The following is a 26007-nucleotide window of genomic DNA, read 5'->3' on the forward strand; positions in this document are numbered from 1 at the left end:
CCCGGCCGGAGCCGGGGTTTTCGCGAGGCGGGCCGGGCAGATCGTGGCTGCCCGGCTGGCCCCTGTTCCTTAGTGGAACTGGTTCATGGTGTTGTCTTTGCCGCTGGCCTTCAGAGCGGCTTCGCCAGCGAAGTACTCTTTATGGTTGTCGCCGATGTCGGAGCCCGCCATGTTCTGGTGCTTGACGCAGGCGATGCCCTGGCGCAGTTCCTGGCGCTGCACGCCCTTCACGTAGGCCAGCATGCCTTCGTCGGCGAAGTAGCCCTTGGCCAGGTTGTCGGTGGACAGCGCGGCGGTGTGGTAGGTCGGCAGGGTGATCAGGTGGTGGAAGATGCCGGCGTGGGCCGAGCCATCGCGCTGGAAGGTGCGGATCTTCTCGTCGGCGACCTTGGCCAGCTCGGTGTCGTCGTACTCGACGCTCATCAGCTTGTTGCGGTCGTAGGCGGAAACGTCCTTGCCTTCGGCGACGAACGCATCGAACACCTGCTGGCGGAAGTTCAGGGTCCAGTTGAAGGACGGGCTGTTGTTGTAGACCAGCTTGGCGTTCGGAATCACTTCGCGGATGCGATCGACCATTGCCTTGATCTGGCCGACGTGCGGCTTCTCGGTTTCGATCCAGAGCAGGTCGGCGCCGTTCTGCAGCGAGGTGATGCAGTCCAGGACGCAGCGATCTTCGCCGGTGCCCTTGCGGAACTGGAACAGGTTGGAAGCCAGGCGCTTCGGACGCAGCAGCTTGCCTTCGCGCTTGATCACGACGTCGCCGTTGCCCAGCTCGGCCTCGGAGATTTCTTCGCAATCCAGGAAGGAGTTGTACAGGTCGCCCAGGTCGCCCGGCTCGTTGGTCACGGCGATCTGCTTGGTCAGGCCGGCGCCCAGGGAGTCGGTACGGGCGACGATCACGCCATCGTCCACGCCCAGCTCGAGGAAGGCGTAGCGTACGGCATTGATCTTGGCGAGGAAGTCGATGTGCGGAACGGTGACCTTGCCGTCCTGGTGGCCGCACTGCTTCTCGTCGGACACCTGGTTCTCGATCTGGATGCAGCAGGCGCCGGCTTCGATCATCTTCTTGGCCAGCAGGTAGGTCGCCTCGGCGTTGCCGAAGCCGGCGTCGATGTCGGCGATGATCGGCACCACGTGGGTTTCGAAGTTGTCGATCTGGGCCAGCAGCTCGGCTTCCTTGGCCTTGTCGCCAGCGGCGCGGGCAGCGTCCAGGCCGGTGAACAGCAGGTCCAGCTCGCGGGCGTCAGCCTGGCGCAGGAAGGTGTACAGCTCTTCGATCAGGCCGGAAACCGCGGTTTTCTCGTGCATGGACTGGTCCGGCAGCGGGCCGAAGTCGGAGCGCAGCGCGGCGACCATCCAACCGGACAGGTAGAGGTAGCGCTTGTTGGTGGTCTTCAGGTGCTTCTTGATCGAGATCAGCTTCTGCTGCCCGATGAAGCCGTGCCAGCAACCCAGCGACTGGGTGTAGACGGAGGAGTCCGCATCGTATTCGGCCATGTCCTTGCGCATGATGGCCGCGGTGTACTTGGCGATATCCAGGCCGGTCTTGAAGCGGTTCTGGATACGCATGCGAGCTGCGTACTCGGGGTTGATCGCGCTCCAGCTGCTGCCGTTCTTCTCTTTCAGCGCGGCAACTGCCTTGATCTCGTTCTGATATGCGGACATGGTCAATCCTTCAAGAAATGTATTGGTTGAGCACCGACTGACCCACTCAAAACCTGCTGGTGAAGGTTGTCTTGCGGGTGGCTCACCGCTGCATGGCGAGAGAATGACCGTGGCGAAGAATGACGCCGAGGAGGGGGTGGAGACGAACAGTTCGCGGACCGTGCTTCTCGACTGGATCAAGTGCCGTTCGGCTCGTGGTTGCCGGTGGGCGACTCGCTGTCGAGTCTTTCGATCTGGCTGATACGTAAACGCTTCCCCGTCCCTCAGGACAACTTCGTTCCAGTCGCAATCTCGTCAAGCCGCCTTGTGGGCAGATCAACACGGTGGAGGCCGAGGGCGTATCGGCGCAGGCACCGGGAGCTCGTCGTTTCAGAGCCCCTGATTAGCGGGAGCGGGGCCATCATGCTCTGGAAAAAATCCGTCGTCAAACGTTTTGTAGTGTTTTTTCAAGACTACTACACGAAGGTCTAAGAGTGACCGGATGGTCTTGTCTGGTCGAGATGTTTCCGTTTGCATCGAAAATGCCCGCAAAAGCCCGCGCCCCGCGGCTTTGCCGGAGCGGGAGGCAATTCGCGCTGGAAAGAGCGCCGTCGGTCAGTCGAGGGTTTCGACTTTCAGGCGCAGGCTGGTGTCGTCGCGTCCCTGGGTCGAGTAGCGACGCACGAAGCCGTGCTGGTCGGCCTGGTTCTGTTCGCTGACGCCGCCCAGGGTGATCCACTCGCCGAGCTTGCCGCTGACCCGGGTGTCGGTGCTCTGGGTATCGATGACGCCGGGATGGCTCTGGCTGAGGCGGTTATTGCTGGAACTGATGGTGACGTGCACCAGGTTGCCGGTCAGCGTCGCGGTGACGTAGAAGCCGCGGTTGACGTTGCGGTATTCGGTCTGGCTGTAGATCTGCCCGTAGGGACCGGTGGCGGTGCTGGTGATGGGGACGCTCTGGCCGACCTGGATCAGCGCCGGGTAGCCCTCGGTGGCCTGGACCTGCTGGCTGCCGCCGGAACGGCTGTCGGTGGAGCGACGGATGATGCGGACTCGATCCTTGCCGTTGACCTCGCCGCGGCCGCTCTGGATCTCGATGTTGCCGGCGCTGGCCGAACCATCCACCGAATAGCCGCGGCTGTCCTGTTGCAGGTTCTCGCTGGTATCCACGGTGATCAGCAGGCGATGCGGGCGCGAGTCGATCTGCTGCAGGACCGATTGCAACTCGCGGATCTTCGCCGGCTCGGCATTGACGATCAACTGGTTGCCATAGGCGGTGACCTTGCCTTCGCTGCCGATGACCGACTGGGCCACCGCCATCACGTCGTCGGCGGTGCGGTAGTTGAGCGGGATCACTTCGGTGCGCGGGGCGGCCGAGGCGCCGAGAACGACTGTCGCCAACAGCGAGGAGAGCAGGGTGGTGCGCAACAGGGTCACAGGAGGAAGCTCCGCAGGTCCGGGTCGGAAAGACTGGTGTCCCAGGCCTGCTCGAAGCGGGCCTGGAGTTGACGCACCCGCCCGGCGGCACGGTAGCAGGCATAGCCCGCCGGTTGCGCCGGTTTCGGGCGCAGCAGCAGGCCCTGGTCGTCGGCCAGGAGGAAGGCGTCGTCCTCTTTAGGGTAGTCCGGGTTGAGGCGGCGGATCAGGCAGTTGCTCGACAGGCGGCGCGAAAGGTTGATCAGGCGGTGGCCGTTGCGCACGGCCTGGGCGCTGTCGCCAACGAGGATACGCAGGCGATTGCGTGGATTGGCCAGGAGAAAACGGGTGCAGGCTTCCTGGATGCTGCTGTGGTGATAGAGCCAGCTTTCCAGGTCGGGACTGTGCAGGCAGAGCGAGCGGCGGGCCTGCTGCAGGAGGGCCAGGGCATGGGCGCGGGCTTCCTGCGGATGCTCGAAGCGCTCCAGCGGCTCATGTTCGCCGAGGCGGAATGGCGCTGGTTCCCAGCGTTCCGCAGGCAGCGCGGCGCTGGCCGGGTTGCGTACCGCAAAGCACCCCGGAGAGCTGAATTCGATGGCCGGCAGGTCGGCCGGCGAGGTCTCCGGGGCGTCGCTCATCGGGCCTCAGTCGCTGTCGCGAACCATGTCGACATGGGGCAGGCCGGCGTCGAGGAACTCGCCGCTGTCGACCTTGAAGCCCAGTCGCTCGTAGAAGGGTATGGCATAGACCTGCGCGGTCAGCAGTTGGCGCTTCAGGCCGCGTCGCTCGGCTTCCTCGATGGCCGCGCGCATCAGCGCGTCGCCGACCTTCAGGCCGCGCCAGTCCTTGAGTACCGAGACCCTGCCGATGTGCCCGTCGCCCAGCAGGCGCGCGGTGCCGATCGCGTATTCGCCTTCATAGGCGAGAAAATGCACGGCTTCGTCGTCTTCGGCGTCCCACTCCAGTTCCGGCGGAACCGACTGTTCGGCAATGAAGACCGCTTCGCGGATGCGGCGCAGCTCGGCATTGTCCTTCTGCCAGTCGGCTACGCGTACGCGGATCTTATTCATCTGCAAACTCCAAACTGCCCTGTTTGACCAACTCCGCCAACAGCTTACGCGCATCGTCATCGGCCAGCCATTGGCCGAGGTTTTCCAGATGCAACGCATCGGCCGAGCAGACCAGCTTCAGCAGTTCCTTGAGCTGCCCGGGCAGGAGTACGCTCTGGCCGCTGGCGAACAGCACCAGGCCGATGTCGATCTCGCTCCAGGCCAGGCGGGCGCTGGGGTTGCGCACCAGCAGCGCGCCATCCTCGAGGGCGCCGAACAGCTCCTCCTCGGGGATCTCCTCGCCGGCAACCAGTTCGGGATAGCGCGGCTCGGTCATGAACTGGCCGAACCAAGTCAGCAGCAGGCGCTCGTCGCTCATGTGCTCCTGGATCAGGCCCTGCAGGCGCTCCAGAGCGTCGCGCTGGATCTGGTGCGGATCGTCGCCTACCGGTTGCAGGCCGGCATCGGTGTAGCGCTCCTCGTCGGAGAGGAACTGGCCGAGGAAGTCGGTGAAATGGGTCAGCACTTCGGCGGCGCTGGGCGCGCGGAAGCCGATCGAGTAGGTCATGCACTCGTCTTCGGCGATGCCGTAGTGGGCGAGGCGCGGGGGCAGGTAGAGCATGTCGCCGGGCTCCAGGACCCACTCGTCGCTCTGTTCGAAGCCGGCGAGGATGCGCAGGTCGGCGTGCTCGCGCAGCGGGCTGTCGCTGCTGCACATCTGTCCGACTTTCCAGCGCCGGCGTCCGTGGCCCTGAAGCAGGAATACGTCGTAGTTGTCGAAGTGCGGACCGACGCCGCCGCCGGGAGCGGCGTAGCTGATCATTACGTCGTCGATCCGCCAGCTGGGCAGGAAGCGGAATTGCTCCAGCAGTTGGGCGACTTCCGGGACGAACTGGTCGACCGCCTGCACCAGCAGGGTCCAGTCCTGTTCCGGCAGGTGCTGGTAGTCCTCCTCCTGGAACGGGCCACGGCGCATTTCCCACGGGGTTTTCCCGTGTTCGAGGACGATGCGCGATTCCACCGACTCCTCCAGCGACAACCCGGCCAGCTCGTCGGCGGACAGCGGGCTTTCGAAGTCCGGGATCGCCTGGCGGACCAGCAGCGGTTTGCGCTGCCAGTAGTCGCGGAGGAATTCGGCAGCGGTCAGTCCGCCCAGAAGTTGCAGGGGAGTATCAGCATTCATGGTTAAGTCCTTGAAACAAAAACGCCCGGCGCAGCCGGGCGTGCAAAAGGGTTGGGTGCTCAGATGCGCCTGGCCTGGGCGGCGGCATTGCCGACGTAGCCGGCCGGGGTCAGCTTCTTCAGCTCGACCTTGGCCTCGGCGGGAATCGCCAGCTCTTCGATGAAAGTCTGCAAGGCTTCGGCGCTGATGCCTTTGCCGCGGGTCAGTTCCTTCAGCTTCTCGTAGGGGTTTTCCACGCCATAGCGACGCATCACGGTCTGCACCGGCTCGGCAAGGACTTCCCAGCAGGCGTCCAGGTCCTCGGCGATGCGCTGGGCGTTCAGCTCCAGCTTGCCGATGCCCTTCAGGCTGGCCTCGTAGGCGATGACGCTGTGGGCGATGCCGACGCCGAGGTTGCGCAGCACGGTGGAGTCGGTCAGGTCGCGCTGCCAGCGCGAGATCGGCAGCTTGCTGGCCAGGTGCTGGAACAGCGCGTTGGCGATGCCGAGGTTGCCCTCGGAGTTCTCGAAGTCGATCGGGTTGACCTTGTGCGGCATGGTCGAGGAGCCGATCTCGCCGGCCACGGTCTTCTGCTTGAAATAGCCGAGGGAGATGTAGCCCCAGACGTCGCGGTCGAAGTCGATGAGGATGGTGTTGAAGCGGGCGATCGCATCGAACAGCTCGGCGATGTAGTCGTGCGGCTCGATCTGAGTGGTGTAGGGGTTGAAGGTCAGGCCGAGGTCGCCTTCGATGAACTGGCGCGCGTTGGCTTCCCAGTCGACTTCGGGATAGGCGGACAGGTGGGCGTTGTAGTTGCCCACGGCACCGTTGATCTTGCCCAGCAACTCGATGTCGGCGACCTGCTTGATCTGCCGCTCCAGGCGGTAGACGACGTTGGCCAGTTCCTTGCCCAGGGTGGTCGGCGAGGCAGGCTGGCCGTGGGTGCGGGACAGCATCGGCACGTCGGCGAGTTTCACCGCCAGTTCGCGGATGGCCTCGGCGATCTGGCGCATCAGCGGCAGCAGCACGCTGTCGCGACCCTCGCGGAGCATCAGGGCGTGGGACAGGTTGTTGATGTCCTCGGAGGTGCAGGCGAAGTGGATGAACTCGCTGACCGCGGCCAGCTCCGGAAGCTTGGCGGCCTGTTCCTTGAGCAGGTACTCCACGGCTTTCACGTCGTGGTTGGTGGTGCGCTCGATTTCCTTGATGCGTTCGGCGTGTTCCAGCTGGAAGTCGCTGGCCAGGCTGTCGAGCAGGGCGTTGGCTTCGGCGGAGAACGGCGCGACCTCGGGAATCCCGGCGTGGGCGGCGAGGCGCTGCAGCCAGCGGACTTCCACCATGACGCGGAAACGGATCAGGCCGTATTCGCTGAAGATCGGACGCAGGCTGCTGGTTTTGCCGGCATAGCGGCCATCGACGGGGGATACCGCGGTGAGCGAGGAAAGCTGCATGAGACGTTCTCGTGGCTGGAAGTCAACGAAAAAGGGGCGCATATCATACATGAAAGGTGCGCCCCGGTGGGGCATTCAGCGGGGCCTTTCGGCGGGGCGGTTGCCCAGCAGGGGGATCAGGCTGGCGGCGAAGATCAGGGCGGCGCCGAGCAGCGACGTGTGGCTGGGCAGTTCGTCCCAGCGCAGCCAGGCGATCACCCCGGCGAAAACGATGGCCATGTAGGCGATCGGTCCGATCACTCCCGGGGAGGCCAGGGCATAGGCCTGCGACATGGTCAGTTGGCCGAGGCTGGCGAACAGTCCGGCGCCGAGCAGCAGGAGCAGTTCCTGGCCGTTCAGCGGCTGCCAGGCCCAGGCCAGCGGCACGGCGGAGAACAGGGTGCCGAACAGGGCGAAGTAGAACACGATGCGATAGGCTGGCTCGCTGTCGCTCATTTCGCGGATCGAGACGAAGGCGCAGGCAGCCATCAGGCTGGAGGCGATGCCGACCAGGGCGATCGGCGCCACTACCGCGCCGCTGGGCCTGGCCACCAGCAGCACGCCGAGGAAGCCGACCAGGGTGGCGACCATCATGCGGCGGGTCAGCGGCTCCTTGATCCACAGGTGTGCGATCAGCGGCGTGAACACCGGCGCGGCATAGCTGAACAGCATGGCGTCGGTCAGCGGCAGGTGGGCGAGGGCGTAGAAGTAGCAGTACATGCCGCCCAGGCCGTAGGTGGTGCGCAGCAGGTGCGATAGCGGGCGGCGGGTGCGCAGCGGGCCGATGCCGCGAGTCAGCGCCAGGGGCAGGAAGAACAGCACGCCGACGAGGTTGCGGAAGAACACCACGGTTTCGTTGTTGACGGTGCTGGAGGCCTCGCGGATCAGGCCGCCCATCAGGGCGAAGAACAGCGCCGAAAGAGCCAGCATGGCGGCGCCCTGGGTCGGGCTGTTGCGCCGTTGCGGCTGGCTCCCGGCCATGGCCATGGCTAGCCGCGCAGCAGGGGATAGAGTTCGTTGAGCAGCCGGCGCCGGCTGAATACCATCTGCCAGCGGCTGCCGCCCAGTTGCCGCCAGAGCCGCGCCGAGCGGATGCCGGCGAGCAGCAGGGCGCGGATCCGCGCGGCGTTGCTGCTGACCTGCAGGTGGCGCATGTCGCCGTGTACCTGGATGCGCTGGCGGAAGGTGCTGAGGGTGTCCTGGTAGATGCTGGCGAACGAGGCGATGACGTTCTCGTGGACCAGGCCGAAGTGCTGGACCTGCTGTTCGACCTGGTCGAGGCGCTGGCCGATCAGGTCGAGCATATCGCCGCGCTTGTCCAGTTGCCGTTCCAGGGTCAGCATCGCCAGGGCGTAGCGCAGCGGTTCGCGCTGCAGGCTGCCGGGCTTGCGCTCCAGGGCGCTGGCCAGGGCCTTGAAGCCGTCGCGCAGGTTGAGGCTGTCGCCACCGTAGACGTCCAGGGTGCTGGCCGGGTTGCGCGCCAGCAGGCTGCCGAGCATGCAGCCCAGCGGGGCTTCGCTGATCTGTCCGGTGCGTGCCAGCTTGTCGACCAGGGCTGCGGATTCGAAGACGGCGCCGAGGGCAATCAGTTGCTGTCGCGGATCGCTCACGGGCGTCCTCCGAAATCCCAGGCTTCCGCCGTTTCGATCACGCCGCCGCCGAGGCAGGCGTCGCCGTCGTAGAACACCACCGATTGCCCCGGGGTCACTGCGCGCTGCGGTTCGTCGAACACCGCGCGGTAGCCTTCGGCGATTTTCTCCAGGACGCAGTCCTGGTCGCTCTGCCGGTAGCGCACCTTGGCCCGCAGGCGGCGCGGCCGCTCCAGTTCGACCGGGTTGACCCAGTAGATTCGCGAGGCCAGCAGGGCGCGGGAGAACAGCAGCGGGTGGTCGTTGCCCTGGCCGACCAGCAGCACGTTGCGTTGCAGGTCCTTGCCGAGCACGTACCAGGGATCGTCGCCGGCTTCCTTGAGACCGCCGATGCCGAGGCCCTGGCGCTGACCGATGGTGTGGTACATCAGGCCGCTGTGGCGACCGATGACCTTGCCTTCGGTGGTCTCGATGTCGCCCGGCTGGGCCGGCAGGTACTGCTTGAGGAAATCGGTGAAGCGTCGCTCGCCAATGAAGCAGATGCCCGTGGAGTCCTTCTTCTTCGCCGTGGCGAGGCCATGCTTCTCGGCGATGGCGCGGACTTCCGGCTTCTCCAGTTCGCCGACGGGGAACAGGCTGCGGGCGATCTGCTCGCCGCCCACCGCGTGCAGGAAGTAGCTCTGGTCCTTGTTCGGGTCCAGGCCCTTGAGCAGCTCGGTGCGCCCGTCGCGGTCGCGGCGCCGCACATAGTGGCCGGTGGCGATCAGGTCCGCGCCGAGCATCAGCGCGTAGTCGAGGAACGCCTTGAACTTGATTTCGCGGTTGCAGAGGATGTCCGGGTTCGGCGTACGGCCGGCCTTGTACTCGGCAAGGAAGTGCTCGAACACGTTATCCCAGTATTCCGCGGCGAAGTTCGCCGTGTGCAGCTTGATGCCGATCCGGTCGCAGACGGCCTGGGCGTCGGCCAGGTCCTCGCGGGCGGTACAGTATTCGGTGCCGTCGTCCTCGTCCCAGTTCTTCATGAACAGGCCTTCGACCTGATAGCCCTGCTGCAACAGGAGCAGGGCGGAGACGGACGAGTCGACGCCGCCGGACATGCCGACGATCACGCGCTCGCGGCGTGGGGTGGGGGCGGATTCAGACATAGCGATCAGGCGTCACGGGCGAATTCGTAAAACGCGGATTCTATCAGGCCTGGGGCAGGGAGGGCGACACGTGGGTGTCGCGGATCAGCGCCAGGGGATAGCGGCCGCCGGCCAGGTAGTCGTCGATGCAGCGCAGCACCAGGTGGCTGCGCCAGCGCTGCGGCTGGGCGGCCAGTTCGTCGCGGGTCAGCCAGCGCGGGCCGATGATGCCGTCGTCGAGGGCGCGTTCGGGGTGGTGGCGCACGGGGCGGGCGGCGAAGCATACGCGCTGATAGGTGACACCGTTGGACGGCGCGGTGTACAGGTAGATGCCGGTGACGGCGCTCAGCTCGACCTCCCAGCCGGTTTCCTCGAGGGTTTCGCGCAGGGCGGCCTCGAGCAGGCTTTCGGCGGGCTCCAGGTGCCCGGCGGGCTGGTTCAGCACCTCGCGGCCGTCGGCCTGTTCCTCGACCAGCAGGAAGCGGCCCTGGTCCTCGACGATGGTCGCTACGGTGACATGGGGATGCCAGCTCATGGATGTCTCCTCGGTACGGAAAAGGCCTCGATAAAAAGAAACCCCGAGCGTAGGCCCGGGGTTTCTGCTTCGTCAGCGTGACGCTATCAGGCCAGGCTGTCGATCGCCGCGTTGAAGGTGGCGCTGGGGCGCATCACCTTGCTGGTCAGCTCCGGGTTGGAGCGATAGTAGCCGCCGATCTCGGCCGGCTTGCCCTGGACCGCATTGAGTTCGGCGACGATGGTCGCTTCCTGCTCGGTCAGGGCCTTGGCCAGCGGTGCGAAGTGCGCTTTCAGTTCGGCGTCTTCGTCCTGGGCGGCCAGGGCCTGGGCCCAGTACATCGCCAGGTAGAAGTGGCTGCCGCGGTTGTCGATGTCGCCGACCTTGCGCGACGGCGACTTGTTGTTGTCCAGCAGCTTGCCGGTGGCTTCGTCCAGCGCCTTGCCGAGCAGCTTGGCCTTGGCGTTGCCGGTCTTGATCCCGGTTTCCTCCAGGGACACGGCCAGGGCCAGGAACTCGCCCAGGGAGTCCCAGCGCAGGTAGTTCTCTTCCACCAGTTGCTGGACGTGCTTGGGTGCCGAGCCGCCGGCGCCGGTTTCGTACATGCCGCCGCCCGCCATCAGCGGAACGATGGAGAGCATCTTGGCCGAGGTGCCCAGTTCCATGATCGGGAACAGGTCGGTCAGGTAGTCGCGCAGGACGTTGCCGGTCACCGAGATGGTGTCCTTGCCGCGGATCAGGCGTTCCATGCTGACGCGAATGGCCTCGTTGTAGCCCATGATGCTGATGTCGAGACCGGTCAGGTCGTGGTCCTTGAGGTACAGCTCGACCTTCTTGCGCAGTTCGCGGTCGTGGGCGCGCTCCGGGTCCAGCCAGAAGATCGCCGGGGTATCGGACTGGCGTGCGCGGGTGACGGCCAGCTTGACCCAGTCGCGGATCGGTGCGTCCTTGGTCTGGCAGGCGCGCCAGATGTCGCCGGTCTCCACGTCGTGCTGCATCAGCACGCTGCCGTCGGCCAGGACCACGCGCATGGTGCCGTCGGCGGTCATTTCGAAGGTCTTGTCGTGGGAGCCGTATTCCTCGGCCTTCTGCGCCATCAGGCCGACGTTCGGCACGCTGCCCATGGTGGTCGGGTCGAAGGCGCCGTTGGTCTTGCAGAAGTTGATCATCTCCTGGTAGATGCGGGCGTAGGTGCTTTCCGGCATTACCGCCTTGGTGTCTTTCTGCTTGCCGTCCTTGCCCCACATCTGGCCGGAGTTGCGGATCATCGCCGGCATCGAGGCGTCGACGATGACGTCGCTCGGAATGTGCAGGTTGGTGATGCCTTTCACGGAGTCGACCATCGCCATTTCCGGGCGGTGGCTGTACACCTCGTGGATGTCGTGGAGGATCTCTTCCTGCTGGGAGGCGGGCAGCGACTTGATCTTGTCGTAGACGCTGGAGATACCGTTGTTCGGGTTCACGCCGAGCTCTTCGAAGAGTTGGCCCCACTTGTCGAAGACGTCCTTGTAGTAGACGCTCACCGCATGTCCGAAGACGATCGGGTGGGAAATCTTCATCATGGTCGCCTTGACGTGCAGGGACCACATGACGCCGGTTTCCTTGCAGTCCTGCAGGGTCTTCTCGAAGAAGTCGCGCAGCTTGCCGCAGCTCATGAACATGCTGTCGAGCACTTCGCCTTCCTGCAGGCTCAGTTGCTTCTTGACCTCGACCTTGCCGTCCTTGCCGACGAATTCGATGCGCACGTCACCGGCCTTGGCCATGGTGATGGACTGTTCGCTGGAGAAGAAGTCGCCGCCGCGCATGTAGTCGGCGTGGGAGCGCGAGGCCATGCTCCACTTGCCCATGGAGTGCGGGTGCTTGCGGGCGTAGGCCTTCACTGCGGCAGGCGCGCGACGGTCGGAATTGCCTTCGCGCAGGACCGGGTTCACGGCGCTGCCGAGGATCTTCGCGTAGCGTGCGCGAACCTCTTTCTCTTCGTCGGTCTGCGGGTCTTCCGGGAAGTCGGGAACCTTGTAGCCCAGGCCCTGCAGCTCGGCGATCGCGCCTTTCAGCTGGGGCACCGAGGCGCTGATGTTGGGCAGCTTGATGATATTGGCGTCGGGCGAGGTGGCCAGGACCGCCAGGCGGGCGAGGTCGTCTTCGATACGCTGGTCGGCTTCGAGGCGGTCGGCGAAGTTGGCCAGGATGCGTCCTGCAAGAGAGATGTCGCTGGTCTCGACGTCGATGCCGGCGGAAGCGGCAAAGGCCTTGACGATGGGGAGGAGCGAGTAGGTGGCGAGCGCGGGTGCTTCGTCGGTGAAGGTGTAGGTGATCTTCGAGCGGATGGACATCTACGGTAACTCTCTTTTTTGCTGGGCGCGCACAGAGTCTCGATACGCGTTGGTGGACGCGATGCCTTCGCTCAACATCGGGTTGAATCGAAATCGAGATATGCCGCGGGATATAGGGGCGCCAGTAGAGCGTTGTACGGCGGGTTCATGGTGGCGAACCCGACGCTGCGAGGGGAGAGGGTCTGGTCCCAGACTGCTCGGACCTCGATGACTGCGAAGTCATGGCGCGCAGTATACCACCCTCTCGCCGGGCTGATGCGCTCGCCTGTTTAGACTAAGGAAGATGTGGTTTCCGGGCGGACAACTGGGCTACCCTAGAAGGCTGCAACAGGGTTTTAACCACAACACGGAGTTCAGCATGGGATACCAAAAGATCCAGGTGCCGGCGACCGGTGACAAAATCACTGTGAATGCCGACATGTCCTTGAGCGTACCGAAGAACCCGATCATCCCGTTCATCGAGGGTGATGGCATCGGCGTCGATATCAGCCCGGTCATGATCAAGGTTGTCGACGCTGCAGTGGAAAAAGCATACAAGGGCGAGCGCAAGATCGCCTGGATGGAAGTCTACGCCGGCGAGAAGGCCACCCAGGTCTATGACCAGGACACCTGGCTGCCCCAGGAAACCCTGGACGCCGTACGCGACTACGTGGTTTCCATCAAGGGCCCGCTGACCACCCCGGTCGGTGGCGGCATCCGCTCCCTGAACGTGGCCCTGCGCCAGCAACTCGATCTCTACGTCTGCCAGCGCCCGGTACGCTGGTTCGAAGGCGTGCCCAGCCCGGTGAAGAAGCCCGGCGACGTGGACATGGTGATCTTCCGCGAGAACTCCGAGGACATCTATGCCGGCGTCGAGTGGAAGGCCGGTTCGCCGGAAGCGGAGAAGGTCATCAAGTTCCTCACCGAGGAAATGGGCGTCAAGAAGATCCGCTTCACCGAGAACTGCGGCATCGGCATCAAGCCGGTTTCCCAGGAAGGCACCAAGCGCCTGGTGCGCAAGGCCCTGCAATACGCCGTCGACAACGACCGCAGTTCGGTGACCCTGGTGCACAAGGGCAACATCATGAAGTTCACCGAGGGTGCCTTCAAGGATTGGGGCTACGAAGTCGCGCGCGATGAATTCGGCGCCGAGCTGCTGGACGGCGGTCCGTGGATGCAGTTCAAGAATCCGAAGACCGGCAAGAACGTCGTGGTCAAGGACGTGATCGCCGACGCCATGTTGCAGCAGATCCTGCTGCGCCCCGCCGAGTACGACGTGATCGCCACCCTGAACCTGAACGGCGACTATCTCTCCGACGCCCTGGCGGCCGAGGTCGGCGGCATCGGCATCGCGCCCGGCGCCAACCTGTCCGATTCGGTGGCCATGTTCGAGGCGACCCACGGCACCGCGCCGAAGTACGCCGGCCAGGACAAGGTCAACCCGGGTTCGCTGATCCTCTCCGCGGAGATGATGCTGCGCCACATGGGTTGGACCGAGGCGGCCGACCTGATCATCAAGGGCACCAACGGGGCGATCGCCGCCAAGACCGTGACCTATGACTTCGAACGCCTGATGGACGGCGCGACCCTGCTGTCCTGCTCGGAGTTCGGCGACGCGATGATTGCCAAGATGTAGGAAGGGCTAGCGCCCGAACGAGAAAAAGGCCGGTTCGCACCGGCCTTTTTCATTTCCGCATCCGCGCTGGGGTCAGGCTTCGACGGGCGTCGCCTGCGGCTCTTCCTGCGGGGCGGGGGCGGAGGGTGCGGCGGTTGTCGCGGTGGCGGGGCTGATGTTGATGGCATGCAGTCCCTTCGGTCCCTGGATGATCTCGAAATTGACCGGCTGGCCCGCCTTGAGTGTCTTGTAACCGTCCATCTGAATGGCCGAGTAATGGGCGAACAGGTCCTCATCTCGGCCCTCGGCCAGGATGAACCCGTAGCCCTTGGCGTTGTTGAACCACTTGACCTTACCGCTGAGCATGCTCATATCCCTCTGCAAAGGACTCCAACGCTGGAGTATCATCCACTACGATCCCGCGTCCGACCTGGGTCGAGACGGGTGCGGAACCCCTGATACCCTGTAGGGGTATTCCATTGTTTGTAACACCCTTTTGCAGTTAGTCAAGGCGCTGAACCATACGCCTGAGAAACGGATCAACATCATGTCGGTCCATAACTTTCCAGAAAGGCAAAGCTTTTTTTCCTCATGCATGCACCTAGCCAGATTCGACTAACATTCAATCAGGACCATCCCGAGCCTCATGAGCACGAGGACGAAGGGGCGGGGCTCGCGGTACAGGAGTCGAAGCCTGTATTACAGCCGCCACCGTTGTATAAGGTGGTACTGTTCAACGACGATTACACGCCGATGGACTTTGTTGTTGAAGTGCTGGAAGTGTTCTTCAACATGGACCGGGAAAAAGCCACCAAGATCATGTTGACGGTACATACTCAGGGTAAAGCGGTCTGCGGCTTGTTTACCCGGGACGTGGCCGAAACCAAGGCGATGCAGGTCAATCAGTATGCACGGGAGAGCCAGCATCCATTGCTCTGCGAGATAGAGAAAGACAGTTGATCGGATGTTTGGGAGCGAGGTGAAGCCATGTTGAATCGAGAGCTCGAAGTCACCCTCAATCTCGCCTTCAAGGAGGCGAGGGCCAAACGCCATGAATTCATGACGGTTGAGCACCTGCTGCTGGCCTTGCTGGACAATGAGGCGGCGGCAACGGTATTGCGTGCGTGCGGTGCCAACCTGGACAAGCTGCGGCGCGACCTGCAGGAATTCATCGATTCCACCACGCCGCTGATCCCGCAGCACGACGACGAGCGCGAAACCCAGCCGACGCTGGGCTTCCAGCGCGTCCTGCAGCGTGCGGTGTTCCACGTGCAGAGTTCCGGCAAGCGCGAAGTGACCGGGGCCAATGTCCTGGTGGCGATCTTCAGCGAACAGGAAAGCCAGGCGGTGTTCCTGCTCAAGCAGCAGAGCATCGCGCGTATCGATGTGGTGAACTACATCGCCCATGGTATCTCCAAGGTGCCCGGGCATGCCGAACATCCGCAGGATGGGGAGCAGGATATGCAGGATGAGGAAGGTGGCGAGTCGGCCACGTCCAACCATCCGCTGGACGCCTATGCCAGCAACCTCAACGAGCTGGCTCGCCAGGGGCGGATCGACCCGCTGGTGGGGCGTGAGCATGAAGTCGAGCGGGTGGCGCAGATCCTTGCCCGCCGGCGCAAGAACAACCCGCTGCTGGTAGGCGAGGCGGGGGTCGGCAAGACGGCCATCGCCGAGGGCCTGGCCAAACGCATCGTCGATGGCCAGGTGCCGGACCTGCTGGCCGACAGCGTGGTCTACTCCCTCGACCTGGGTGCCTTGCTCGCGGGTACCAAGTACCGCGGCGACTTCGAGAAGCGCTTCAAGGCCTTGCTCAACGAGTTGCGCAAGCGCCCGCACGCGGTGCTGTTCATCGACGAGATCCATACCATCATCGGCGCCGGTGCGGCATCCGGCGGGGTAATGGACGCCTCCAACCTGCTCAAGCCGGTTCTGTCCTCGGGCGAGATCCGCTGCATCGGCTCGACCACCTTCCAGGAGTTCCGCGGCATCTTCGAGAAGGACCGGGCCTTGGCGCGGCGCTTCCAGAAGGTCGACGTGACCGAGCCGTCGGTGGAAGACACCTATGGCATCCTCAAGGGCCTCAAGGGGCGCTTCGAGCAGCATCACCACATCGAGTACAGCGACGAGGCGCTGCGCGCCGCGGCCGAGCTGGCGGCGCGCTACATCAACGACCGGCACATGCCGGACAAGGCCATCGACGTCATCGACGAGGCGGGCGCCTACCAGCGCCTGCAGCCGGAAGAGAAGCGCGTGAAGCGCATCGAGGTGGCGCAGGTCGAGGATATCGTGGCGAAGATTGCGCGGATCCCGCCGAAACACGTCACCACCTCCGACAAGGAGTTGCTGCGCAACCTCGAACGCGACCTCAAGCTGACCGTGTTCGGCCAGGACGACGCCATCGAGTCGCTGTCCACGGCGATCAAGCTGTCCCGGGCCGGGCTCAAGGCGCCGGACAAGCCGGTCGGCTCATTCCTCTTCGCCGGTCCCACCGGCGTGGGCAAGACCGAGGTGGCGCGGCAGTTGGCGAAGGCCTTGGGTGTGGAGCTGGTGCGCTTCGACATGTCCGAGTACATGGAGCGGCATACCGTGTCGCGGCTGATCGGTGCGCCTCCGGGCTACGTCGGCTTCGACCAGGGCGGCCTGCTCACCGAGGCGATCACCAAGACCCCGCACTGCGTGTTGCTGCTCGACGAGATCGAGAAGGCTCACCCGGAGGTCTTCAACCTGCTGCTGCAGGTGATGGACCACGGCACCCTGACCGACAACAACGGGCGCAAGGCGGACTTCCGCAACATCATCCTGATCATGACCACCAACGCCGGCGCGGAAGTGGCGGCGCGCGCGTCGATCGGCTTCAACCAGCAGGATCACACCACCGATGCGATGGAAGTGATCAAGAAGAGCTTCACCCCGGAGTTCCGCAACCGCCTGGATACCATCATCCAGTTCGGCCGCCTGAGCACCGAGACGATCAAGAGCGTGGTCGACAAGTTCCTCACCGAGCTGCAGGCGCAGCTGGAGGACAAGCGCGTCCAGCTCGAGGTCAGCGATGCGGCGCGCGGCTGGCTGGCGGAGAAGGGCTACGACGTGCAGATGGGTGCGCGACCGATGGCGCGGCTTATCCAGGACAAGATCAAGCGGCCGTTGGCCGAGGAGATCCTGTTCGGCGAGCTGGCCGAGCATGGCGGCCTGGTGCATGTCGACCTGAAGGGCGACGAGCTGGCCTTCGAGTTCGAGATCACGGCGGCGGAGCCCGCCTGATCCGGGCGCGGCAACGAAAACGCCCGGCAGATGCCGGGCGTTTTCTTTTGCAATCGGCGAGCCGCAGCGGCTCGTGTCGACTCAGCGGGCGCGGTAGGTGATGCGGCCCTTGCTCAGGTCGTAGGGCGTCAGTTCCACGCGGACCTTGTCGCCGGTGAGGATGCGGATGTAGTTCTTGCGCATTTTGCCGGAGATGTGCGCGGTGACGACGTGCCCATTTTCCAACTCCACACGGAACATGGTGTTGGGCAGGGTGTCGACGACAGTACCTTCCATTTCGAAGCTGTCTTCTTTCGACATGCAGTAGAGCCCTCGGTATCTGTGGGTGGCCCTTTCAATGAGAGGTGGGCCGTGAAAAGCGGCGTGCATTGTGCCAGAAAATCGACAATAGCGCCACACGGCTATCAGGTGAGGGCGACCCAGCGCTGGTTGACGAACAGTTCGATGGGGCGGTACTGGGTCTTGTAGTTCATCTTGCGGCAATTCTTGATCCAGTAGCCCAGGTAGACGGCCTGCAGGCCCAGGCGTTCGGTCTCGGCGATCTGCCAGAGGATCGCGTAGCGTCCCAGGCTGCGCTGCTCTTCGTCGGGATCGTAGAAGGTATAGACGGCCGAGAGTCCGTTCGGCAGCACGTCCGTCACGGCTATGGCCAGCAGGCGGCCATGCAGGCGGAACTCGAAGAAGCAGCAGAAGGGCAGGTCGCGAACCAGGAAGGTGGCGAACTGGTCGCGGCTGGGCGGATACATGTCGCCGTCGGCGTGGCGTTGCTCGATGTAGCGCCGATAGAGGTCGTAGTACTCCTCGTTGAAGCTCGGTCGCTTGCGGATCACCTGCAGTTCCGCATTGCGCTTGAGGATGCGCCGCTGCTGGCGGTTCGGGCTGAAGCCGGCGACCGGTATGCGCGCGGCGATGCAGGCGGTGCAATGCTGGCAGTGCGGACGATAGAGATGGTCGCCGCTGCGGCGGAAGCCGACCTCCGACAGCGAGGCGTACAGCTGCGTGTCCATGGGCTGGCTGGGATCGAGGAACAGGGTGGTTGCCTGCTCCTCGGGCAGGTAGCTGCACGGGTGCGGTTGCGTCGCGTAGAACTTCAGTCGGGCGAGTTCGGTCATGGTGAACTCCAGCAGGGACCCATAAGCAAGTTTATGCCAGGCACGGAAACTCGCCTAAAAATCCAGGTCGCCGGTAGGAGGCTGGTCGCGATAGCGTTGCAGGTAGTCGGCGAATTCCCCCCGGCTGATGGCGCGGGCGCCCAGGCTGTGCAGGTGGCGGGTCGGCATCTGGCAGTCGATGAGGACGAAGCCGGCGTCGCGCAGATGGCGGACCAGCGTGACGAAGCCGACCTTGGAAGCGTTGTCGGCGCGGCTGAACATCGATTCGCCGAAGAACAGCCTGCCCATGGCCAGGCCGTAGAGGCCGCCGACCAGTTGTCGCTCCTGCCAGACTTCCACGGAGTGGGCGATGCCGCGCAGGTGCAGCTCCTGGTAGGCCAGTTGCATCGGCGTGGTGATCCAGGTGCCGTCGGCGTAGTTACGCGGCGCGGCACAAGCCTGGATCACCGCCCGGAAGTCACGGTTGAAAGTGACTTCGAAGCGTTGCTGGCGCAGGCACTTGGCCAGGCTGCGGGAAACGTGCAGTTCGTCGGGGAACAGGACGGTGCGCGGGTCGGGCGACCACCAGAGGATCGGCTGGCCATCCTGGTACCAGGGGAAGCAGCCGTGGCGATAGGCTGCGACCAGGCGTTGCGGATTGAGGTCGCCGCCGGCCGCGAGCAGCCCGTTGGGCTCCTGCAGGGCCTTGTCGAGGGGTGGAAAGTCGAAGTCGGTGCGGGAAAGCCAGGTCAGCATGGCGGGGTAGGGGAGGGCGGGCCTCCCCCGGGTCCGATCAATGGTCGTCGAGGTATTTTTCGGCATCCAGCGCGGCCATGCAGCCGGCGCCGGCGGAAGTGATGGCCTGGCGGTAGACGTGGTCGGCCACGTCGCCGGCGGCGAACACGCCTTCGATGCTGGTCTGGGTGGCATTGCCTTCGCTGCCGCCGTGGATCCGCAGGTAGCCGTCGCGCATTTCCAGTTGGCCCTGGAACAGGTCGGTGTTCGGCTTGTGGCCGATGGCGATGAACACGCCGGCCAGCGATAGCTCGCTGGTGCTGCCGTCGATGGTGCTCTTCAGGCGTACGCCGGTGACGCCGCTGGCGTCGCCCAGCACCTCGTCCAGGGTGGTGTTCCAGTGCAGGCGCACGTTGCCGTTCTCGGCCTTGTCGAACAGCTTGTCCTGGAGGATCTTCTCCGAGCGCAGCTTGTCGCGACGGTGGATCAGGTGGACTTCCTTGGCGATGTTGGCCAGATACAGCGCTTCCTCGACGGCGGTATTGCCGCCGCCGACCACGCAGACCACCTGGTTGCGGTAGAAGAAGCCGTCGCAGGTGGCGCAGGCGGAAACGCCCTTGCCCATGAAGGCTTCTTCCGACGACATGCCCAGGTATTGCGCGGAGGCACCGGTGGCAATGATCAATGCATCGCAGGTATAAGTGCCACTATCGCCCTTCAGTGTGAAGGGGCGCTGTTGCAACTCGGCGGTGTGGATGTGGTCGTAGACGATCTCGGTGTCGAAACGCTCGGCGTGCTGCTGCATGCGGGTCATCAGCGCCGGGCCGGTAAGGCCTTCGACGTCGCCCGGCCAGTTGTCGACTTCGGTGGTGGTGGTCAGCTGGCCGCCTGGCTGGATGCCGGTGATCACCACTGGCTTGAGATTGGCGCGTGCGGCGTACACGGCGGCGGTATAGCCGGCCGGACCGGAGCCCAGGATGATGAGGCGCGAATGCTTGACTTCACTCATAAAAAGACTCCATAAGCCTTTGTCACATAAGAAAATGCGTGCTCCAATGGAGCCGCCTGAAGAGTTCTGCCGGCTATGCTACACCTATCCGCAAAAGGCCGGCAAAACCCCGGGGCCGGGATCAGCCACGCACGGATTGCCGCTGATTTCGGGTGTGATTTTTCAGAGTTTCCCTAAAGCCGTACAATAGGCGCGTTTTGACCAAGACAGCTTCTAAAGCACCAGCCGTGCGCAGGAAAAATAGCGATTTGAAGGATTCGACCACCGCGAGCCATGCCGCCGCATGGCGTCAGCAACTGCATTCCCGCCTGAAGGAAGGGGTCCTGATCGCGCTGGGCGCGCTCTGCCTCTACTTGTGGATGGCTCTGCTCACCTATGACCCGGCCGATCCGAGCTGGAGTCACTCGAGCCAGGTTGACCAGGTGCAGAATGCCGCCGGTCGGCTCGGTGCGGTATCCGCCGATATCCTGTTCATGACGCTCGGCTACTTCGCCTACCTCTTTCCGCTGTTGCTGGGCATCAAGACCTGGCAGGTATTCCGCCGCCGCAACCTGCCGTGGGAATGGAACACCTGGCTGTTTTCCTGGCGCCTGGTCGGGCTGATCTTCCTGATCCTGGCCGGCTCGGCACTGGCCTACATCCATTTCCACGCCAGCGGCCACATGCCGGCCAGCGCCTCGGCCGGCGGCGCCATCGGCCAGAGCCTGGGCCGCGTCGCGGTGGATGCGCTGAACGTGCAGGGCAGCACGCTGGTGTTCTTCGCCCTGTTCCTCTTCGGCCTGACGGTGTTCGCCGACCTCTCCTGGTTCAAGGTGATGGATGTCACCGGCAAGATCACCCTGGACTTCTTCGAACTGATCCAGAACGCCTTCAATCGCTGGATGGGCGCGCGCGCCGAGCGCAAGCAACTGGTCGCGCAACTGCGCGAGGTCGACGAGCGCGTCGCCGAGGTGGTGGCGCCGAGCGTGCCGGACCGCCGCGAACAGTCCAAGGCCAAGGAGCGCCTGCTGGAACGCGAAGAGGCCCTGGCCAAGCACATGAGCGAGCGGGAGAAGCGCCCGCCGCCGAAGATCGATCCGCCACCGCCGCCGAAGGCCCCGGAGCCGAGCAAGCGCGTGCTGAAAGAGAAGCAGGCGCCGCTGTTCGTCGATACGGCGGTGGAGGGCACCCTGCCGCCGCTGTCGCTGCTCGATCCGGCGGAAGTGAAGCAGAAGAGCTACTCGCCCGAGTCGCTGGAGGCGATGTCGCGCCTGCTGGAGATCAAGCTGAAGGAGTTCGGCGTCGAGGTCAGCGTGGATTCGGTGCATCCGGGCCCCGTGATCACCCGTTTCGAGATCCAGCCCGCGGCGGGGGTCAAGGTCAGCCGCATTTCCAACCTGGCCAAGGACCTGGCGCGCTCGCTGGCGGTGATCAGCGTGCGGGTGGTGGAAGTGATTCCCGGCAAGACCACCGTCGGCATCGAGATTCCCAACGAAGACCGGCAGATGGTGCGCTTCTCCGAAGTGCTGTCGTCGCCGGAGTACGACGAGCACAAGTCCACCGTGCCGCTGGCCCTGGGCCACGACATCGGCGGTCGGCCGATCATCACCGACCTGGCGAAGATGCCGCACCTGCTGGTGGCCGGTACCACCGGCTCCGGTAAGTCGGTGGGGGTCAACGCCATGCTCCTGTCGATCCTGTTCAAGTCCACGCCGAGCGAGGCGCGACTGATCATGATCGACCCGAAGATGCTCGAACTGTCGATCTACGAAGGGATCCCGCACCTGCTCTGCCCGGTGGTCACCGACATGAAGGAAGCCGCCAACGCCCTGCGCTGGAGCGTGGCGGAGATGGAGCGGCGCTACCGCCTGATGGCGGCCATGGGTGTGCGCAACCTGGCTGGCTTCAACCGCAAGGTGAAGGACGCCGAGGAGGCTGGCACGCCGCTGACCGACCCGCTGTTCCGTCGCGAAAGCCCGGACGACGAGCCGCCGCAGCTGAGCACCCTGCCGACCATCGTGGTGGTGGTCGACGAATTCGCCGACATGATGATGATCGTCGGCAAGAAGGTCGAGGAGCTTATCGCCCGTATCGCGCAGAAGGCGCGGGCGGCCGGTATCCACCTGATCCTGGCGACCCAGCGGCCGTCGGTGGACGTGATCACCGGCCTGATCAAGGCCAACATCCCGACCCGGATCGCCTTCCAGGTCTCCAGCAAGATCGACTCGCGCACCATCCTCGACCAGGGTGGCGCCGAACAGCTTCTCGGCCACGGCGACATGCTCTACCTGCCGCCGGGCACAGGCCTGCCGATTCGCGTGCACGGCGCCTTCGTTTCCGACGACGAGGTGCACCGGGTGGTCGAGGCCTGGAAGCTGCGCGGCGCGCCCGACTACATCGAGGACATCCTCGCTGGCGTCGACGAAGGCGGCAGCGGTGGCGGTTCCTTCGATGGCGGCGACGGCTCCGGCGAAGGCAGCGAGGACGACCCGCTCTACGACGAGGCGGTACGTTTCGTCACCGAGAGTCGCCGGGCATCGATCTCCGCCGTGCAACGCAAGCTGAAGATCGGCTACAACCGCGCCGCGCGGATGATCGAGGCGATGGAGATGGCCGGCGTGGTCACCCCGATGAATACCAACGGCTCCCGCGAAGTCATCGCGCCGGCGCCGGTTCGTGATTGAACCCGACAGGTTTTAGAGGATTCCGATGCGACTGATCCGCACGTTGTTCGTTGCCGCCCTGGCCATGGGCGCTTCGCTGGCCCATGCCGACGACAGCGCCGCTGTCCAGCGCCTGACCGGCCTGCTGAACAAGGCCCAGACCCTGACCGCGCGTTTTTCCCAACTGACCCTGGACGGTAGCGGCACGCGCCTGCAGGAAACCGCCGGCCAACTGAGCCTGAAGCGGCCGGGACTGTTCCGCTGGCATACCGATGCGCCGAACGAGCAATTGCTCATTTCCAACGGCGAGAAGGTCTGGCTGTACGACCCGGACCTGGAGCAGGTGACCATCCAGAAGCTCGATCAGCGCCTGACCCAGACGCCGGCGCTGCTGCTCTCCGGCGACATCTCGAAGATCAGCGAAAGCTTCGCCATCACCTACAAGGAGGGCGGCAACGTAGTCGATTTCGTGCTCAAGCCGAAGACCAAGGACACCCTCTTCGACACCTTGCGCCTGTCGTTCCGCAGCGGCAAGGTGAACGACATGCAGATGATCGATGGCGTCGGCCAGCGCACCAACATCCTGTTCTTCGACGTGAAGATGAACGAGGCGCTGGATGCCAAGCAATTCACCTTCGACGTTCCGCCGGGCGTCGACGTGATCCAGGAGTAAGCGCAAGCCGTGGATCTGTTCCGCAGCGAGCCCGTCGCGCAGCCCCTGGCGGCACGGCTGAGGCCCGCAAACCTGGACGAGTACGTGGGGCAGGAACACCTGCTGGCCCGCGGCAAGCCCTTGCGCGAGGCGCTGGAGCAGGGCGCGCTGCACTCGATGATCTTCTGGGGCCCGCCGGGAGTCGGCAAGACTACCCTGGCGCGGCTGCTGGCGCAGGTGTCGGACGCCCATTTCGAGACCATTTCCGCGGTGCTGTCCGGGGTCAAGGAGATCCGCCAGGCGGTCGAGGTGGCCAAGCAGCACGCGGCGCAATACGGGCGCCGGACCATCCTGTTCGTCGATGAGGTGCACCGCTTCAACAAGAGCCAGCAGGATGCCTTCCTGCCCTATGTGGAAGACGGCACGCTGATCTTCATTGGCGCGACCACCGAGAACCCGTCCTTCGAGTTGAACAATGCGCTGCTCTCGCGGGCTCGCGTGTATGTCCTCAAGAGCCTCGACGAAGCCGCCCTGCGCAAGCTGGTGGGCCGCGCGCTGAACGAGGACAAGGGCCTCGGCAAGCGCAAGCTGAGGCTGCCGGAGGAGAGCTTCCAGGTTCTCCTGGCCGCCGCCGACGGCGATGGGCGGCGCCTGCTGAACCTGCTGGAGAACGCTGCCGACCTCGCCGAGGACGGCAGCGAGATCAGCCCCGAGCTGCTGCAGAATCTGCTCGGCGATACCCGCCGACGTTTCGACAAGGGCGGCGAGGCGTTCTACGACCAGATCAGCGCGCTGCACAAGTCGGTGCGCGGCTCCAATCCCGACGCGGCACTCTATTGGTTCGCGCGTATGCTCGACGGCGGCTGCGATCCCCTGTACATCGCCCGGCGGGTGGTGCGCATGGCCAGCGAGGAGGTTGGCAACGCCGATCCTCGCGCCCTCGGCCTATGCCTGTCGGCCTGGGACGTGCAGGAGCGCCTGGGCAGCCCCGAAGGCGAGCTGGCGGTGGCCCAGGCCATCGTCTACCTGGCCTGTGCGCCGAAGAGCAATGCGGTGTACAGCGCGTTCAACGCGGCGATGCGCGACGTCGCCGAAAGCGGCTCGCGGGAAGTGCCATTGCACTTGCGCAACGCGCCGACCAAATTGATGAAGAGCCTCGGCTATGGCGAGGAATACCGCTACGCCCACGACGAGCCGGATGCCTATGCCGCCGGAGAGGATTATTTCCCCGAGGATCTGGAGCCGCGGCGTTACTATCAACCGGTGCCGAGGGGCCTGGAACTGAAGATCCGCGACAAGCTGGAACACCTGGCCGAGCTGGATCGCACCAGTCCCCGCCAACGCAGAAAATCCTGAGCGGTATGGGCTCGGCGGAGCTAGCCAGGCTTCCGCGACGGCGTCGATGACGTCGCCGGGGCCGGCGAAGCGCCAACCGGGCCACGAACCGCCGATAACCGACACGAGACGAGAAAAGAGCATGCTCGATCCCAAACTGGTACGCACCCAGCCGCAAGAAGTGGCTGCCCGCCTGGCCACCCGTGGCTTCCAACTGGATGTCGCACGCATCGAAGCGCTGGAAGAGCAGCGCAAGTCGGTACAGACCCGTACCGAGCAGCTGCAAGCCGAGCGCAACGCGCGTTCCAAGGCGATCGGCCAGGCCAAGCAGCGTGGCGAGGATATCGCGCCGCTGCTGGCCGATGTCGATCGCATGGGCTCCGAGCTGGAGGAAGGCAAGCGCCAGCTGGACGCCATCCAGGGCGAACTGGATGCCATGCTGCTGGGCATTCCCAACCTGCCGCACGAGTCGGTGCCGGTCGGTGCCGACGAGGACGCCAACGTCGAAGTGCGTCGCTGGGGCACGCCGAAGACCTTCGATTTCGAGGTCAAGGACCATGTCGCCCTCGGTGAACGGCACGGCTGGCTGGATTTCGAGACCGCCGCCAAGCTTTCCGGCGCGCGCTTCGCCCTCATGCGCGGCCCGATCGCCCGCCTGCATCGCGCCCTGGCGCAGTTCATGATCAACCTGCATACCGCCGAGCATGGCTACGAGGAGGCCTACACCCCCTATCTCGTCCAGGCTCCGGCGCTGCAAGGCACCGGCCAGTTGCCGAAGTTCGAGGAGGACCTGTTCAAGATCGGCCGCGACGGCGAAGCCGACCTCTACCTGATCCCGACCGCCGAGGTTTCGCTGACCAACATCGTCTCCGGGCAGATCCTCGACGCCAAGCAATTGCCGCTGAAGTTCGTCGCCCATACCCCGTGCTTCCGCAGCGAGGCCGGTGCCTCCGGGCGCGATACCCGCGGCATGATCCGTCAGCATCAGTTCGACAAGGTGGAGATGGTGCAGATCGTCGATCCGGCCACTTCCTACGAGGCGCTGGAAGGCCTGACCGCCAACGCCGAGCGCGTCCTGCAACTGCTCGAGTTGCCGTATCGGGTGCTGGCGCTGTGCACCGGCGACATGGGCTTCGGTGCGACCAAGACCTACGACCTGGAAGTCTGGGTTCCCAGCCAGGACAAGTACCGCGAGATTTCCTCCTGCTCCAACTGCGGCGACTTCCAGGCCCGGCGCATGCAGGCCCGCTACCGCAATCCGGAAACCGGCAAGCCCGAGCTGGTGCACACCCTCAACGGCTCCGGCCTGGCCGTCGGCCGCACCTTGGTGGCGGTACTGGAGAACTACCAGCAGGCGGACGGCTCGATCCGTGTGCCGGAAGTCCTCAAGCCCTACATGGCTGGCATCGAGGTGATCGGCTGAC

23 protein-coding genes are annotated in these 26007 nt (G+C 64.5%); 7 read left to right on the forward strand and 16 right to left on the reverse strand.

Annotation, left to right across the window (positions count from 1 at the left end):
* Nucleotides 1–69 precede the first annotated feature (69 nt).
* From ACI766_RS11970 to ACI766_RS12020, 11 genes are all read right to left on the reverse strand, one after another.
* Nucleotides 70–1665 (reverse strand): isocitrate lyase, encoded by a 1596-nt coding sequence (locus ACI766_RS11970; protein WP_003090447.1) that lies wholly within the window; start codon nt 1663–1665, stop codon nt 70–72.
* 594 nt (nt 1666–2259) lie between these two features.
* Nucleotides 2260–3081 (reverse strand): secretin N-terminal domain-containing protein, encoded by an 822-nt coding sequence (locus tag ACI766_RS11975; RefSeq protein WP_023087243.1) that lies wholly within the window; start codon nt 3079–3081, stop codon nt 2260–2262.
* Nucleotides 3078–3698 (reverse strand): hypothetical protein, encoded by a 621-nt coding sequence (locus ACI766_RS11980; protein WP_003097664.1) that lies wholly within the window; start codon nt 3696–3698, stop codon nt 3078–3080. Before ACI766_RS11980 ends, ACI766_RS11975 begins: the two co-directional genes overlap by 4 nt.
* A 6-nt stretch (nt 3699–3704) precedes the next feature.
* Entirely contained in the window at nt 3705–4130 is a 426-nt protein-coding gene (locus ACI766_RS11985; protein WP_003090444.1) for a GNAT family N-acetyltransferase, read from the reverse strand.
* Nucleotides 4123–5292, reverse strand: coding sequence for a cupin domain-containing protein (locus tag ACI766_RS11990; protein WP_023087244.1), 1170 nt, complete (start codon nt 5290–5292; stop codon nt 4123–4125). The genes ACI766_RS11985 and ACI766_RS11990 overlap by 8 nt, the downstream gene beginning before the upstream one ends.
* A 59-nt stretch (nt 5293–5351) precedes the next feature.
* Nucleotides 5352–6722: an adenylosuccinate lyase gene (gene purB / locus ACI766_RS11995; protein WP_023087245.1), complete on the reverse strand. Its 1371-nt coding sequence runs from the start codon at nt 6720–6722 to the stop codon at nt 5352–5354.
* A gap of 75 nt (nt 6723–6797) precedes the next feature.
* A complete protein-coding gene (locus ACI766_RS12000) occupies nt 6798–7688 on the reverse strand; it encodes a DMT family transporter (protein ID WP_003097658.1) in 891 nt (296 codons plus the stop codon).
* Between the two features lie 2 nt (nt 7689–7690).
* Nucleotides 7691–8311: a high frequency lysogenization protein HflD gene (gene hflD, locus ACI766_RS12005; protein ID WP_003090440.1), complete on the reverse strand. Its 621-nt coding sequence runs from the start codon at nt 8309–8311 to the stop codon at nt 7691–7693.
* Complete coding sequence (gene mnmA / locus ACI766_RS12010) at nt 8308–9435, reverse strand: tRNA 2-thiouridine(34) synthase MnmA (RefSeq protein ID WP_020750350.1); 1128 nt, start codon at nt 9433–9435, stop codon at nt 8308–8310. The genes hflD and mnmA overlap by 4 nt, the downstream gene beginning before the upstream one ends.
* Before the next feature lie 43 nt (nt 9436–9478).
* Entirely contained in the window at nt 9479–9949 is a 471-nt protein-coding gene (locus tag ACI766_RS12015) for an NUDIX hydrolase (RefSeq protein WP_003097654.1), read from the reverse strand.
* A gap of 86 nt (nt 9950–10035) precedes the next feature.
* Nucleotides 10036–12261: an NADP-dependent isocitrate dehydrogenase gene (locus tag ACI766_RS12020; protein ID WP_003116719.1), complete on the reverse strand. Its 2226-nt coding sequence runs from the start codon at nt 12259–12261 to the stop codon at nt 10036–10038.
* Between the two features lie 358 nt (nt 12262–12619).
* Here ACI766_RS12020 and icd point away from each other — a divergent pair, with 358 nt between their 5' ends.
* Entirely contained in the window at nt 12620–13876 is a 1257-nt protein-coding gene (gene icd / locus ACI766_RS12025) for an NADP-dependent isocitrate dehydrogenase (protein WP_003090436.1), read from the forward strand.
* Between the two features lie 72 nt (nt 13877–13948).
* Here icd and cspD read toward each other — a convergent pair whose 3' ends face one another.
* A complete protein-coding gene (gene cspD, locus ACI766_RS12030; protein WP_023087246.1) occupies nt 13949–14221 on the reverse strand; it encodes a cold shock domain-containing protein CspD in 273 nt (90 codons plus the stop codon).
* Nucleotides 14222–14446: 225 nt separating this feature from the next.
* Here cspD and clpS point away from each other — a divergent pair, with 225 nt between their 5' ends.
* Together clpS and clpA are read left to right on the forward strand one after the other, a co-directional pair.
* Nucleotides 14447–14815: an ATP-dependent Clp protease adapter ClpS gene (gene clpS / locus ACI766_RS12035; protein ID WP_003097649.1), complete on the forward strand. Its 369-nt coding sequence runs from the start codon at nt 14447–14449 to the stop codon at nt 14813–14815.
* A gap of 27 nt (nt 14816–14842) precedes the next feature.
* Nucleotides 14843–17119 (forward strand): ATP-dependent Clp protease ATP-binding subunit ClpA, encoded by a 2277-nt coding sequence (clpA, locus tag ACI766_RS12040; protein ID WP_003090432.1) that lies wholly within the window; start codon nt 14843–14845, stop codon nt 17117–17119.
* A gap of 81 nt (nt 17120–17200) precedes the next feature.
* On the opposite strand, the gene infA is transcribed toward clpA, so the two are convergent.
* The 4 genes from infA to trxB all read right to left on the reverse strand — a co-directional run bounded on the left by infA (nt 17201) and on the right by trxB (nt 19954).
* Complete coding sequence (gene infA, locus ACI766_RS12045) at nt 17201–17419, reverse strand: translation initiation factor IF-1 (RefSeq protein ID WP_002553999.1); 219 nt, start codon at nt 17417–17419, stop codon at nt 17201–17203.
* A gap of 104 nt (nt 17420–17523) precedes the next feature.
* Entirely contained in the window at nt 17524–18231 is a 708-nt protein-coding gene (locus ACI766_RS12050; protein WP_003097644.1) for an arginyltransferase, read from the reverse strand.
* 54 nt (nt 18232–18285) lie between these two features.
* Nucleotides 18286–18966 (reverse strand): leucyl/phenylalanyl-tRNA--protein transferase, encoded by a 681-nt coding sequence (gene aat, locus ACI766_RS12055; RefSeq protein ID WP_003113368.1) that lies wholly within the window; start codon nt 18964–18966, stop codon nt 18286–18288.
* A 37-nt stretch (nt 18967–19003) separates the two neighbouring features.
* The gene (trxB, locus tag ACI766_RS12060; RefSeq protein ID WP_003090421.1) at nt 19004–19954 is read right to left on the reverse strand and encodes a thioredoxin-disulfide reductase; all 951 of its coding nucleotides are present in this window, start codon (nt 19952–19954) and stop codon (nt 19004–19006) included.
* 227 nt (nt 19955–20181) lie between these two features.
* Between trxB and ftsK the strand changes: the two genes are divergently transcribed.
* The 4 genes from ftsK (at nt 20182) to serS (ending at nt 26006) form a co-directional block, all read left to right on the forward strand.
* Entirely contained in the window at nt 20182–22617 is a 2436-nt protein-coding gene (ftsK, locus tag ACI766_RS12065) for a DNA translocase FtsK (RefSeq protein WP_003119977.1), read from the forward strand.
* A 25-nt stretch (nt 22618–22642) separates the two neighbouring features.
* Entirely contained in the window at nt 22643–23269 is a 627-nt protein-coding gene (lolA, locus tag ACI766_RS12070) for an outer membrane lipoprotein chaperone LolA (RefSeq protein ID WP_003090414.1), read from the forward strand.
* 9 nt (nt 23270–23278) lie between these two features.
* Nucleotides 23279–24604 carry a replication-associated recombination protein A gene (locus tag ACI766_RS12075; RefSeq protein ID WP_003097632.1) on the forward strand — a complete coding sequence of 442 codons (1326 nt, stop codon included), beginning with the start codon at nt 23279–23281 and terminating at the stop codon, nt 24602–24604.
* A 121-nt stretch (nt 24605–24725) separates the two neighbouring features.
* The gene (serS, locus tag ACI766_RS12080; protein ID WP_003097631.1) at nt 24726–26006 is read left to right on the forward strand and encodes a serine--tRNA ligase; all 1281 of its coding nucleotides are present in this window, start codon (nt 24726–24728) and stop codon (nt 26004–26006) included.
* Nucleotide 26007 lies beyond the last annotated feature (1 nt).

It is taken from the genome of Pseudomonas sp. DL, assembly GCF_047199225.1.
In the GTDB taxonomy this organism is placed as follows: domain Bacteria; phylum Pseudomonadota; class Gammaproteobacteria; order Pseudomonadales; family Pseudomonadaceae; genus Pseudomonas; species Pseudomonas aeruginosa.